Annotated in this window: 9 protein-coding genes; 6 read left to right on the forward strand and 3 right to left on the reverse strand. The window is 59.1% G+C overall.

Features of this window, described 5'->3' with window-relative positions:
• Nucleotides 1–90: 90 nt before the first annotated feature.
• Together AC07W5_RS07300 and AC07W5_RS07305 are read left to right on the forward strand one after the other, a co-directional pair.
• Entirely contained in the window at nt 91–678 is a 588-nt protein-coding gene (locus AC07W5_RS07300) for a PilZ domain-containing protein (protein ID WP_494992291.1), read from the forward strand.
• A 9-nt stretch (nt 679–687) separates the two neighbouring features.
• Nucleotides 688–1,410, forward strand: coding sequence for a glycerophosphodiester phosphodiesterase (locus AC07W5_RS07305; protein ID WP_495023103.1), 723 nt, complete (start codon nt 688–690; stop codon nt 1,408–1,410).
• Nucleotides 1,411–1,452: 42 nt separating this feature from the next.
• Here the strand turns inward: AC07W5_RS07305 and sthA are convergent, their stop codons facing one another.
• Nucleotides 1,453–2,847: a Si-specific NAD(P)(+) transhydrogenase gene (sthA, locus tag AC07W5_RS07310; protein ID WP_494992293.1), complete on the reverse strand. Its 1,395-nt coding sequence runs from the start codon at nt 2,845–2,847 to the stop codon at nt 1,453–1,455.
• A gap of 210 nt (nt 2,848–3,057) precedes the next feature.
• Nucleotides 3,058–4,065, reverse strand: a complete 1,008-nt coding sequence (locus AC07W5_RS07315) for an FAD:protein FMN transferase (protein WP_495023228.1) — start codon at nt 4,063–4,065, stop codon at nt 3,058–3,060.
• 308 nt (nt 4,066–4,373) lie between these two features.
• Between AC07W5_RS07315 and AC07W5_RS07320 the strand changes: the two genes are divergently transcribed.
• A complete protein-coding gene (locus AC07W5_RS07320; protein WP_495012610.1) occupies nt 4,374–5,672 on the forward strand; it encodes an MFS transporter in 1,299 nt (432 codons plus the stop codon).
• Between the two features lie 160 nt (nt 5,673–5,832).
• On the opposite strand, the gene AC07W5_RS07325 is transcribed toward AC07W5_RS07320, so the two are convergent.
• Nucleotides 5,833–7,296 (reverse strand): glyceraldehyde-3-phosphate dehydrogenase, encoded by a 1,464-nt coding sequence (locus AC07W5_RS07325; RefSeq protein ID WP_494992296.1) that lies wholly within the window; start codon nt 7,294–7,296, stop codon nt 5,833–5,835.
• A 169-nt stretch (nt 7,297–7,465) separates the two neighbouring features.
• Here AC07W5_RS07325 and mfd point away from each other — a divergent pair, with 169 nt between their 5' ends.
• Genes mfd through AC07W5_RS07340 form a run of 3 tightly spaced genes read left to right on the forward strand, consistent with a single transcriptional unit; the run spans nt 7,466 to nt 14,191 of the window.
• Nucleotides 7,466–10,915, forward strand: a complete 3,450-nt coding sequence (gene mfd, locus AC07W5_RS07330) for a transcription-repair coupling factor (RefSeq protein ID WP_495023104.1) — start codon at nt 7,466–7,468, stop codon at nt 10,913–10,915.
• A 10-nt stretch (nt 10,916–10,925) separates the two neighbouring features.
• Nucleotides 10,926–11,492, forward strand: coding sequence for a CsiV family protein (locus AC07W5_RS07335; RefSeq protein ID WP_495023105.1), 567 nt, complete (start codon nt 10,926–10,928; stop codon nt 11,490–11,492).
• Between the two features lie 11 nt (nt 11,493–11,503).
• Nucleotides 11,504–14,191 carry a DEAD/DEAH box helicase gene (locus tag AC07W5_RS07340; RefSeq protein ID WP_495023106.1) on the forward strand — a complete coding sequence of 896 codons (2,688 nt, stop codon included), beginning with the start codon at nt 11,504–11,506 and terminating at the stop codon, nt 14,189–14,191.
• Nucleotides 14,192–14,201: the final 10 nt, after the last annotated feature.

The raw sequence follows: 14,201 nt of genomic DNA on the forward strand, positions 1-14,201 counted from the left end.
GGGCTTGTTCGGAGGAAAGAGGAACGTCCTTGTGGCGGGGGTCGGTAACCAGCTTTACACTCAGACCACCGCCGCTACCATGGGTTCGCCATGTCGACATTAGATGAAGAAGATCGCCGCGAATACTACCGTATCAAGGACACGATCGCACTGGAAATTAGGCCCCTGTCTGCCCACGAAGCCGCAGGCCAGGAAGTGTTGCAGGATGAGTCACCGCTGTTCAATCTGCTCAGTGAACTGCATCTGAGCGAATTCGAGTCGCAACACCTGCTCAGACAGATCAGCGAGCGTGATCGAAACACCGCCAGCTACCTGAAAGTCATGAACAAGCGTATCGACCTGCTCGGCCAGGTTGTTGCGCAGACCGTGCTCGGCAAGTTCGAAGAGCCACGGCATGTGGTGCTGTCCGAAGGCGGTATCGAGTTCGAGCATCACCTCGCCTACCCGACCGGCAGCCATCTGGCGATCAAGCTATTGCTGATGCCGCAAGCGCTGGGTCTGCTGTTACGGGCCAAGGTCACTCACTGTGAACCGGAAAGCTTCGGCACTTTCCAGATTGGCACCGAGTTCGAATCCCTCACCGATGCGCAACGCCAATTGCTGGCCCGCTATATCTTGCACAAACAGGCTCAAGAACGACGCCTTGCGCGCGAACAGAACGAACCAGGCAATCATTAAGGAACAACCGTGACCCTTATCTACGGCCACCGCGGCGCCAAAGGCGAAGCACCGGAAAACACCCTGACCAGTTTTCAACAATGCCTCAAGCACGGGGTACGACGCTGCGAGCTGGACCTGCATTTGTCCATGGACGGCGAGTTGATGGTGATTCACGACCCGACGCTCAAGCGCACCACCGACCGGCGCGGCAAGGTGGTCGAACATTCGGCCGCCAACCTGGTGACCTATGACGCACGCAAGGGCGGCCCGGGATGGATCAAACCATGCCCGATTCCGCGTTTGGAAGAGCTGTTCGAAAAATGCGACTTCGAGCATTGGCAACTGGAAGTCAAAAGTGCTTCGCGAACCCGCGCAGCAACCATCGTGCTGGCCATTCGAGAGATGGCTCAGCGCTTCGGGCTGCTGGACAAAGTCACCATCACGTCGAGCTCAAGGGAAGTACTGAAAGCTGCACTGGATCTGACACCGGATGTGTCACGCGGACTGGTAGCCGAATACGCCTGGCTCGACCCACTGAAGGTCGCGCAGAGCTATGGCTGTGAGATTCTGGCGTTGAACTGGACGCTGTGCACGCCCGAGCGCCTGCAGAAAGCCCAGCGCCAGGGTCTGCATGTGTCGGTGTGGACAGTCAACGAACCCGCGCTGATGCGCAGGCTCGCCGACTTCGGCGTAGATAGCCTGATTACAGACTTTCCCGGTTTGGCCAGCGCCACTCTCGAGAATTGCTGAAATCGGTCTCCCCGGCCGGCTCAGGCCACCGGCCGGAGCCGCTTAAAAAAGCCGGTTGAGGCCGTCGTAAGCAGCGACCCGATAGGCTTCGGCCATGGTCGGGTAGTTGAACGTGGTGTTGACGAAGTACTTGAGGCTGTTGGCCTCACCCTTCTGGTTCATGATCGCCTGACCGATGTGGACGATCTCGGAAGCTTGATAGCCGAAGCAGTGCACCCCGAGGATCTCCAGGGTTTCGCGGTGGAAGAGGATCTTGAGCATGCCCTGGGGCTCACCGGCGATCTGCGCGCGCGCCATGCTCTTGAAGAACGCCTTGCCCACTTCGTAAGGCACTTTGGCCTGGGTCAACTCTTGCTCGTTCTTGCCGATCGAGCTGATCTCCGGAATGGTGTAGATACCGGTCGGCACATCGTTGACGAAGCGCCAGCTGCCATTATCGACAATGCTGCCGGCTGCCGAACGCCCCTGGTCATGGGCGGCACTGGCCAGGCTCGGCCAGCCGATCACGTCGCCAGCACCGTAGATGTTCGCCACACAGGTGCGATAGGTCTGGTCCACTTCGATCTGGCCACGGCTGTTGACCTTGATCCCGATATTTTCCAGGCCCAGCTGATCGGTGTTGCCAGTGCGACCGTTGCACCAGAGCAAGGCGTCGGCCTTGATCTTCTTGCCGGATTTGAGGTGCAGGATCACGCCGTTGTCCACGCCTTCGACCCGATCGTAATCTTCGTTGTGGCGCACAGTGATGTTGTTGTTGCTGAAGTGGTAACTCAGCGCCTGGGAAATCTCGGAATCCAGGAAACTGAGCAGCTGCTCGCGGTTATCCACCAGCTCTACCAGCACACCCAGGCCACTGAAGATCGAGGCGTATTCGCAACCAATTACCCCGGCGCCGTAAACGATGAGTTTGCGCGGCGTGTGACCCAGGCTCAGGATGGTGTCGCTATCGTAGATACGCGGGTGGTGGAAATCGATGTCGGCCGGACGATACGGGCGCGAGCCGGTGGCAATGATGATCTGCTTGGCCACCAGTTTTTCGACCACGCCGTTGGCGCACACCACTTCGACCGTCTGCTCGTCGGCGAAGCTGCCTGTGCCGAAGAACAGGTCAACCCGATTGCGCGCGTAATAGCCGGTGCGCGAAGCAACCTGCTTGGAGATGACCTTTTCCGCACTCTTGAGTACGTCAGGGAAAGAGAACCAGCGCGGCTCACCAATGGCCCGGAACATCGGGTTGGTGTTGAACTGCATGATCTGCCGTACCGAGTGACGCAAAGCCTTGGACGGGATGGTCCCCAGGTGGGTGCAGTTGCCGCCGACCTGGCGACGACTATCGACCATCGCCACCTTGCGCCCTGCTTTGGCGGCGTTCATTGCCGCACCTTCTCCAGCAGGGCCGGAACCCAGCACCACCACGTCGTAGTTGTAGACAGCCATGCGTACTCCTCAGAACAGGCCGAGACACCACTCTGGCGTCTCCGGCTAAATCATGCCGCGGCCGGCGGCATGAAGGAACAATTTGGGTCGGTTACGAATCCGGACACAGTCTATAGAAGCGTCAACGCCGCGCACATTAACCCTTGGTCGCGTCGTAGGCTACTTTTGCCTGCACTAAATCGCTATCGCGAATCACGGACACCACCGCCATTACTCGGTTTTACCGGCAACCAGACGATCAAAAGCCTGACTGGTACGCGTGACAAAACCTGTATCGGTACGAATCACAAAAAATGCACCGATATCATTTTTTTCTGCGTATTCCCAACCTCGTTGCGGGCCAAGAATCAGCAGCAGTGTCGATAAGCCATCGGCCATCAACGTCGAAGGATGAATCACCGTCACTGACGCCAGAGCGTGATCGATCGGTGCGCCGGTACGAGCGTCGAAGGTGTGGGAATAACGCCGCCCATCCTGCTCGAAGTAATTACGATAGTCGCCAGAGGTGGAAACACCGTAACCATCCACCGCGATCACTCGCTCAGCCACTTGTTGATCGTCCCGAGGCTCTTCCAGAGCAATCCGCCAGGGCGAGCCGTCGAGCTTTTTACCGACAGCCTTGAGTTCGCCTGTGGCTTCAGCCAGGTAGCTGTCGATGCCCATGGCTGTCAGCTTCGCGGCGATCCGGTCCACGGTATAACCGGCGGCAATGCTGTTGAAGTCGACCTCGACCGGCGCATCCTTGCACAGCTGATCCCCCTCGATTCGCAAATGAGCATGGCCTACCCGCTGCCGGACCAGAGCCAGCGCTTCGGTACTTGGGACTTTCTCCTCGCGGGCTTGCGGACCAAAGCCCCACAGGTTCATCAGCGGCTCCACCGTCAGATCATACGAACCATCGCTTGTAACCGACAGCTGCTCGCCGACACGCACCAATTGCAGGATCGACGCAGGCATTCGCTGACAACTGTTCGCCGGCAAATCGTTGAAGCGCTCGATGTCCGAGTCGCCGCGGTAGGTCGACATCTGCTGATCGACCTCGGCCAGGATCCTCTCGACCTGCGGCTGGACCTCGGCTGGCCCGGGGACGCCCTTGTGGCGCACATATTTGATTGAATAGGTACTGCCCATGGTCGGACCGCCGAAACTTTCCAGCGAGTCGCCATTGCCACAGCCCGACAACGTGCCGAGTACCACAAAAAGACTGACGACCTGCATTCGGCTCTTGCGCAACAAACCTGCACCTCCCGAGAATCGACTCTCCCTGCAAATACACACCTCTCAGGGCTGGGCATTATGCGACAGATACCCACCTGCGCCAGACCATGCTTAGGCTAAACCCGTTTTAATCAACTCATTTAAGTGGCTTTATCGTTTAAGCAGCAAGCTAACTATTTGTTGCCTCCCTCCATGGATACACATATTGTTACAAACTGCTCGATGGGACGGCGAATGCCCGACTTCGGCAAAAGGAAGCGTCAAGACCAGGGATTCCAAATAAGACAGCCAAAAGTGAGCACCTTCAAATGTCCTCGAATACGGGCAAAGGCAAAGCGATTTTTCGCGTTGTCAGCGGCAACTTTCTCGAGATGTTCGACTTCATGGTCTACGGCTTTTACGCCACGGCCATCGCTAAAACCTTCTTCCCTGCCGATAGCGCTTTTGCGTCATTGATGCTGTCGCTGGCCACCTTCGGGGCCGGCTTCCTGATGCGCCCACTGGGTGCAATTTTCCTCGGTGCCTACATCGACCGCCATGGCCGCCGCAAAGGTTTGATCATCACCCTCGCACTGATGGCCGCGGGCACCGTGCTGATTGCCTGTGTGCCGGGTTACGCCACACTGGGCGTCGCCGCGCCACTGATCGTGTTGTTCGGTCGACTGCTGCAAGGCTTCTCGGCCGGCGTGGAACTGGGCGGCGTGTCGGTGTATCTGGCAGAAATCGCCACTGTGGGCCGCAAAGGCTTTTTCGTCAGCTGGCAATCCGCGAGCCAACAAGCCGCGGTGGTCTTCGCCGGTCTGCTCGGCGTGGGCCTGAACCACTGGCTGAGCCCGGATCAAATGGGCGATTGGGGCTGGCGCGTGCCGTTCCTGATCGGCTGCATGATCGTGCCGGTCATCTTCGTGATTCGTCGTTCGCTGGAAGAAACTCCGGAGTTCCAGGCACGCCAACATCGCCCGACCCTAAAGGACATTGTTCGCTCGATCAGCCAGAACTTTGGACTGGTGCTAGGTGGCATGGCGCTGGTAGTGATGACCACTGTGTCGTTCTATCTGATTACCGCCTACACCCCAACCTTCGGCAAAGCCGAGCTGAACCTGTCGGACCTGGACGCGCTGCTGGTCACGGTCTGTATCGGTCTATCGAATTTCTTCTGGCTACCAGTCATGGGAGCGCTTTCCGACAAGATCGGCCGCAAACCGCTACTGTTGGCGGCGACCATCCTGGCTCTGCTGACGGCTTATCCGGCGCTGTCCTGGCTGGTGGCCAACCCGAGCTTCAGCCACTTGCTGATCGTCGAGTTGTGGCTGTCATTCCTTTATGGCTCGTATAACGGCGCCATGGTGGTAGCCCTGACCGAAATCATGCCGGTTGAAGTACGGACGACCGGCTTCTCCCTGGCCTACAGCCTGGCGACTGCGACCTTTGGCGGATTCACGCCAGCGGCGTGCACCTACCTGATCCATGTTCTGGGCAACAAAGCGGCACCGGGAATCTGGCTCAGTGGTGCAGCGGTTCTTGGGTTGGTCGCAACGCTGGTGTTGTTCCGTGGCAACAAGCATGCGCTGCGCACCGCGCAAGCGTCTGTAGTCGGCGGCGCCTGACAGATCGATCGCGGGCAAGCCTCGCTCCTACATGGGTTGCGCAAATCCTGTAGGAGCGAGGCTTGCCCGCGAGACGCCAGATCAGACGATCTCAACCCCAAGCAACCCGCACAAACAAAAACGCCCCGACAAGTCGGGGCGTTTTTGTTTGTGCAATCGCTTAGCGCGGGAACGCTGGCGGGTTTACACCGGCCATGTCTTCCATCACGCGGACTACCTGGCAGCTGTAACCGAATTCGTTGTCGTACCAAACGTACAGAACAACGCGGTTATCGTTGCAGATGGTCGCTTCAGCATCCACCACGCCGGCGTGACGCGAGCCAACGAAGTCGGTGGAAACCACTTCCTGCGAGTTGACGTAGTCGATTTGCTTATGCAGATCGGAGTGCAGCGCCATGTAGCGCAGGTACTCGTTCATCTCTTCGCGGGTGCTGGCTTTCTCAAGGTTGAGGTTGAGAATGGCCATCGACACGTTTGGCGTCGGAACGCGGATCGCGTTACCGGTCAACTTGCCAGCCAGCTCAGGCAGTGCCTTGGCAGCGGCGGTGGCAGCACCGGTCTCGGTGATTACCATGTTCAACGCGGCGCTACGACCACGGCGATCGCCTTTGTGGAAGTTGTCGATCAGGTTCTGGTCGTTGGTGTACGAGTGAACTGTTTCAACGTGACCGTTGACGATGCCGAACTTGTCGTTGACGGCCTTGAGCACCGGCACAATGGCGTTGGTGGTGCAGGAAGCGGCGGAAACGATCTTGTCGTCAGCAGTGATTTCGGCATGGTTGATACCGTGCACGATGTTCTTCAGCTTGCCTTTGCCTGGCGCGGTCAGAACAACGCGGTCGATACCCGGGCAGGACAGGTGCTGACCCAGACCCTCGGCGTCACGCCATACGCCGGTGTTGTCCACCAGCAGTGCGTTGTTGATGCCGTACTGAGTGTAATCCACTTCAGTAGGGTTCTTCGCGTAGATCACCTGGATCAGGTTGCCGTTGGCGGTGATGGTGTTGTTGGCTTCATCAATAGTGATGGTGCCATCGAACGGACCATGAACCGAGTCACGACGCAGCAGGCTGGCACGCTTGACCAGATCGTTCTCGGCGCCCTTGCGGACAACGATGGCGCGCAGACGCAGGCCGTCGCCACCACCGGTTTTTTCGATCAGGATGCGCGCCAGCAGACGGCCGATACGACCGAAGCCGTACAGTACAACGTCAGTGCCTTTACGCCCGGAACCATTTTGCTTGCCAACCACATCGGCCAATTCGTCACGGACGAACTGCTCGGCAGTACGGCCATTGCCTTCGGTCTTGAACTTGACGGCCAGCTTGCCCAGGTCTACCGAAGCGGCGCCGAGCTTGAGCTCGCTCATCGCTTTGAGCAGCGGGAAAGTTTCGTGGACGGACAATTCGCTGTCGTCGGACTGGCGATGGCGAGCAAAGCGGTGAGCTTTGAGAATCGCGATGACTGAACGATTGATCAGGCTGCGGCCATAGATCGAACTCACCACGTTGTTATTGCGGTAAAGCTGACCGATAAGCGGAATCATCGCCTCAGCGAGCGCTTCACGATCGATCCATTCACCAAGACACTGGTCGGGCTTCTGAGTCACGGGAACCTTCCACATGTAGGGGCAGAAAAAAGGGGCTACATTATGCCGCCGACTCACCGCCGGATCAATGCGCGCCTGTCGCGACGTGGTTTTCGCCCTTCGTTTGGCAGTCTGCAACTGACAGCTGGCACCTTCGCCCGCTACAATTGTCGACTTTGTCGCAACGCTTGGAGCTGAACCTTCCGTGCCCGTTCTGCGTCTACCGCTACTCCCTGCCGCCGCAGGTAAACAGCACTGGGGCAACCTGCCCGGTGCCGCCCTGAGCCTGGCTATTGCCGAGGCTGCCAGCGCTGCCAAGCGCTTCACCCTGTTACTGACCGCCGACAGCCAAAGTGCCGAACGGCTGGAACAGGAGCTGAGTTTCTTCGCGCCTGATTTGCCGGTCCTGCATTTCCCGGACTGGGAAACCCTGCCATACGACTTGTTTTCGCCGCATCAGGACATCATTTCCCAGCGCATCGCCAGCCTGTATCGGTTGCCGGAGCTCAGTCATGGCGTTTTGGTAGTGCCGATCACTACGGCCCTACATCGCCTGGCGCCGACCAAATTCCTGCTCGGCAGCAGCCTGGTACTGGATATCGGCCAGAAGCTCGATGTCGAGCAGATGCGTACACGACTGGAAGCCAGTGGCTACCGCTGCGTCGATACCGTGTACGAGCACGGCGAGTTCGCGGTCCGCGGAGCACTGATCGACTTGTTCCCGATGGGCAGCAAACTGCCCTACCGCATCGACTTGTTCGATGACGAAATCGAGACCCTGCGCACCTTTGACCCGGAAAACCAGCGTTCCATCGACAAGGTCGAATCAGTGCGGCTGCTGCCGGCGCGGGAGTTTCCGCTGCAAAAGGATGCGGTCACGCGCTTCAAGGCGCGCTTCCGGGAGCGTTTCGATGTCGACTTCCGTCGCTGCCCGATCTTTCAGGACCTGAGTAGCGGCATTACTCCGGCCGGTATCGAGTACTACCTGCCGCTGTTCTTCGACGAAACCTCGACCCTGTTCGACTATTTGCCCCAGGACACCCAGGTGTTTTCCCTGCCGGGCATCGAACAGGCCGCCGAGAATTTCTGGAACGATGTGCGCAACCGCTACGAAGAGCGTCGCGTCGATCCGTCGCGCCCATTGCTGCCACCGGCCGAGCTGTTCCTGCCGGTGGAAGACTGCTTTGCGCGCCTGAAAAACTGGCCGCGCGTCGTCGCCAGCCAGCAGGACATAGAAACCGGAGTCGGCCGCGAACGCTTCCCGACCCAGCCATTGCCCAATCTTGCTATCGAAGCCAAGGCCAATCAGCCATTGGCAGCGCTGGCCGGCTTCCTTGATGAGTTTCCCGGCCGCGTGCTGTTTACCGCCGAATCCGCCGGTCGCCGCGAAGTGTTGCTGGAGCTGCTTGAACGGCTGAAGCTGCGCCCGAAAACCGTCGACAACTGGCCGGACTTTGTCGCCAGTAAACATCGCTTGGCAATCACTATCGCACCGCTGGACGAAGGCTTGGTGCTGGATGATCCTTCACTGGCTCTGATTGCCGAAAGCCCGCTGTTCGGTCAGCGCGTGATGCAGCGTCGCCGCCGGGAAAAGCGCGCCGACGGCAACAACGACGCGGTCATCAAGAACCTCACCGAATTGCGTGACGGTGCGCCGGTCGTGCATATCGATCACGGCGTCGGCCGCTACCTGGGCCTTGCGACGCTGGAAATCGATAATCAGGTCGCCGAATTCCTGACCCTCGCCTACGCCGAAGGTGCCAAGCTCTACGTGCCGGTAGCCAACCTGCATTTGATCGCCCGCTACACCGGCAGCGACGATGCCTTGGCCCCGTTGCACCGCTTGGGCTCAGAAACCTGGCAGAAAGCCAAACGCAAAGCCGCCGAGCAAGTACGCGACGTGGCTGCCGAACTGCTCGACATCTATGCCCGTCGCGCGGCGCGCGAGGGTTACGCCTTCGCCGACCCGAAAGCCGATTACGTCACCTTCAGTGCCGGTTTCCCGTTCGAAGAAACCCTGGACCAGCAAACCACCATCGACGCGGTGCGCGCCGATATGCTCGCCCCCAAACCCATGGATCGCCTGGTCTGCGGCGACGTGGGCTTCGGCAAGACTGAAGTGGCGATGCGCGCGGCGTTCATCGCCGTGCACGGCGGTCGTCAGGTAGCGATCCTGGTGCCGACCACCCTGCTCGCCCAGCAGCACTACAACAGCTTCCGCGACCGCTTCGCCGACTGGCCGGTGAGCGTGGAAGTGATGAGCCGGTTCAAGTCGACCAAGGAAGTGAACGCCGCGGTCGCCGACCTCGCCGAAGGCAAGATCGACATCGTCATCGGCACGCACAAGCTGCTGCAAGACGACGTGAAGATCAAAAACCTCGGGCTGGTGATCATCGACGAAGAGCACCGTTTTGGTGTCCGTCAGAAGGAACAGCTCAAGGCCCTGCGCAGTGAGGTCGACATCCTGACCCTGACCGCCACGCCGATTCCGCGAACGCTGAACATGGCCGTGTCGGGCATGCGCGATCTGTCGATCATCGCCACCCCGCCGGCCCGTCGCCTGTCGGTACGTACCTTCGTCATGGAGCAGAACAACAGCACAGTCAAGGAAGCCCTGCTCCGCGAGCTGCTGCGTGGCGGCCAGGTCTATTACCTGCACAACGACGTGAAGACTATCGAGAGATGCGCCGCCGACCTCGCCGAGCTGGTGCCGGAGGCACGGATCGGCATCGGCCACGGGCAGATGCGTGAACGCGAACTCGAACAAGTGATGAGCGACTTCTATCACAAGCGCTTCAACGTCCTGATCGCCTCGACCATCATCGAGACCGGTATCGACGTGCCAAGCGCCAACACCATCATCATCGAGCGCGCCGACAAATTCGGTCTGGCTCAATTGCATCAGCTGCGCGGCCGGGTCGGTCGCAGTCACCACCAGGCCTACGCCTACTTGCTGACACCACCACGCCAGCAAATCACTCCGGACGCGGAAAAGCGCCTGGAAGCCATCGCCAACACCCAGGATCTCGGCGCAGGCTTCGTGCTTGCTACCAATGACCTGGAAATTCGCGGTGCCGGCGAATTGCTCGGCGACGGTCAGAGCGGCCAGATTCAAGCGGTCGGCTTTACGCTGTATATGGAAATGCTCGAGCGTGCGGTCAAAGCCATTCGCAAGGGTGAACAGCCAAACCTCGATCAACCGCTAGGCGGCGGCCCGGAAATCAACCTGCGCTTGCCTGCGTTGATTCCCGAAGACTATCTGCCCGACGTCCACGCGCGGCTGATTCTCTACAAGCGCATCGCCTCAGCCACCGACGAAGAAGGCCTGAAAGATCTGCAAGTGGAAATGATCGACCGCTTCGGCCTGCTCCCGGAGCCGACCAAGAATCTGGTGCGCCTGACCCTGCTCAAACTGCAGGCCGAACAGCTCGGCATCAAAAAGGTCGACGGCGGCCCGCAAGGCGGTCGTATCGAGTTCGCGGCGCAAACTCCGGTCGACCCACTGGTGCTGATCAAGCTGATCCAGGGCCAACCCAACCGCTACAAATTCGAAGGCGCCACGCTGTTCAAATTCATGGTGCCGATGGAAACTGCGCAAGAGCGTTTCAATACATTGGAGGCGCTGTTCGAGCGCCTCATTCCGAAAACTGCTTGAAGGACGCCGAATGCGCCTGTTTCGCTCACTGACCTTGCTTCTGGCACTGGTCGCACCCATGGCGTTTGCCGACAACCTGTATCTGGTTGAAATGATCCTGATCCGCCAGAACGCAGTGCCGGCGATCGCCAGCCGAGCCGCACCGGAAGACTGGGCAGCTGGCGCCCAGCACATCGCACCGCAAGACGAACGCTCGCCAAGTCTCAACAGCGAAGCCTCCAAGCTCGCGGCGAACAGCGATTACACGGTGCTGCTGCATAAAACCTGGCAACAAAAACTGGACGATGAGCCAAGCAAAATCGCGGTCAGCGCTGGCAAGGAGCAATACGGCCAATTCCCGATCGAGGGCACGCTTAACCTGAAACTGGGACGTTTCACCGACGTCGACGCGGAGTTCTGGATCAATCAGATCAACAGCAACGGCCTGGTGACCGCCAGCGAACAACTGAAGCAGAACAGCCACACCAAAAATGGCCAACTCAACTTTCTCGACAACGGGCATCTGGGCCTGCTGATCAAGATCACTTCGCTTTCGGCGCCGGCCAAGCCACCAATCCCTCTTGAAATTCCGGACTGACTGAAGTCCCTATGTCCCCGACCCTGACCAAACCTCTGGCACCTTCCTGGGTCAGTCGATTCAAAGAACAAAGCCTGGAGCGTGGACGCCGCTACGCCCTGGAGAAGCGCGCCAGAATCATCCAGGCCGGCGACAGTACGATCACCGCCAGCTGCGAAGGCTCAGGTGGCAACGTTTACCGTCAGACCATTCGCTTGCGCGAGTCAGCCAAAGGCACCTTGCTGATGGTCGATGCCACCTGCACCTGCCCGGTCCGCAGCAACTGCAAGCACTGCGCGGCGGTGTTGCTGCAAGTGCAGGAAACCCTCGCTTACCCGGCCGCCGCACAAGATGCCGAACTGCTGGAAAAGCTTCAGGCCGTTCTGGAAAGCCGTAGCCCGGCCGCCTTGCCACAACTGTTAGTGGATAACGTGCAACCGGTTCCGCGTCTGTGGCTTGCGAGCATTGAGTTCAGCGCCTTCGAGCCGCGCAACGGCAAAATGCAGCGCTACATCCAGCATCGTGCCGCCCTCTCTTTCAGCTATCTGGATGAATACGTCAGTGGCCAGAAGAATACTGACATCCTGATTCGCCAGGAGCAGCAAACACTGCGGATCAAACGCCATCCCGAAGTCGAAAACGCCTATCGCGAACAGCTTCGAATCCTGGGTTTCAAGATCGCTACCCGACAAAGCAAGGCGCTCCCGGAAAGCGCCGGCGAACTGTTTGAGATGGTCAACGACAGCGCCTGGCTGACCTTCACCCTCAATGAGCTGCCAAAGCTGCGCAGCCAAGGCTGGGAGCTGCAGATCGATGAGGACTTCGGCTTTGATCTGACGGCCGTCGATGACTGGTATGCCACAGTTGAAGAAGCACCTGAGCGGGACTGGTTCGACCTTGAGCTGGGAATTATCGTCAATGGCGAGCGGCTGAGCCTGCTGCCAATCCTGCTCAATCTGATGCGCTCGCACACCGAATTGCTCAACCCGGAACGGCTCGCCAAACGTCGCGACGACGAGCTGATTCTGGTGAACATCCCCAATCGCCCCAACTCCGAGCACGGCCCATTACAGGTGGCCCTGCCGTTCGGCCGTTTGAAGCCGGTGCTGGCGACCCTTGGCGAGTTTTATCTGCAAGAGCCCGGCACAACCACCCTGCGCTTGAGCAGCGCCGATGCAACGCGCCTTAACCCACTGGAGGAATTGCCGCTGCTCTGGGAAGGTGGCGACCACATCCGCACCTTCGCCCAGCGTCTGCGGGACATCAAAGACTACACAACGACCGCACCCGACGGACTGAACGCCACACTACGGCATTATCAGCTGGAAGGTTTGAGCTGGATGCAGTCGCTGCGGCAACTGGAAGTCGGCGGGATCCTCGCGGACGACATGGGGCTGGGCAAGACCCTGCAAACCCTGGCCCATGTGCTGAGCGAGAAGAACGCGGGACGCCTGGACCGGCCATGCATGGTGGTGATGCCTACCAGCCTGATCCCCAACTGGCTTGATGAGGCGGCGCACTTCACCCCGCAACTCAAAATTCTGGCGCTGTACGGTGCCGGGCGCAAAAAGCACTTCGACGAGTTGACGGATTACGACCTGATCCTGACCACTTATGCGCTGCTGCCCAAGGATGTCGAGCGTCTCGCCGCCCTGCCGCTGCACGTTCTGATCCTTGATGAAGCACAATACATCAAGAACCCCAACAGCAAGGCTGCCCATGCCGCGCGCGAGCTCAATGCCCGGCAACGCCTGTGCTTGAGCGGTACGCCACTGGAAAATCATTTAGGCGAACTGTGGTCGCTGTTTCACTTCCTGTTGCCCGGTTGGCTCGGTGACGTGAAGACCTTCAATCGCGATTACCGCGTGCCGATCGAAAAGCGCGCCAGTGAAGTACGGCTGCAGCATCTCAATGGCCGGATCAAACCCTTTCTGTTGCGCCGGACCAAAGAACAGGTCGCCACCGAACTGCCGCCGAAAACCGAGATCATCCACTGGGTCGAGCTCAACGAAGCGCAGCGTGACGTCTATGAAACCATGCGCCTGGCCATGGATAAAAAAGTCCGCGACGAGATCACCCGCAAAGGCGTTGCCCGCAGCCAGATCATCATCCTCGAGGCGCTGCTCAAACTGCGTCAGGTCTGCTGTGATTTGCGACTGGTCAATGAGGCGCCACCAGCGCGCGGCAGCTCGTCCGGCAAACTCGACAGCTTGATGGAAATGCTCGAGGAGCTTTTCGAAGAGGGTCGACGCATTCTACTGTTTTCGCAATTCACCTCGATGCTGTCCCTGATCGAAGAGGAACTGAAACGCCGCGGCGTCGCCTATGCACTGTTGACCGGACAAACCCGGGATCGACGCACGCCGGTGAAGGCATTTCAGAGTGGCAAGCTGCAAATCTTCCTGATCAGCCTGAAGGCCGGTGGTGTGGGCTTGAACCTGACCGAGGCCGACACCGTCATCCACTACGATCCGTGGTGGAACCCGGCCACCGAAAACCAGGCCACCGACCGCGCCTATCGCATCGGTCAGGAGAAGCCGGTATTCGTCTACAAGATGATTGCTCGCGGAACCGTCGAAGAGAAGATTCAGCATCTACAAAAGGAAAAATCCGACCTGGCGGCGGGAGTGCTGGATGGACGCAAGACCGGGGACTGGAAATTGCAGAGCGAGGATATTGAAGCGTTGTTTGCGCCGCTGCCGCATAAGTCAAAAGGATAGCGGCGCCGGT

It is taken from the genome of Pseudomonas sp. GW821-FHT01E05, from assembly GCF_059422425.1.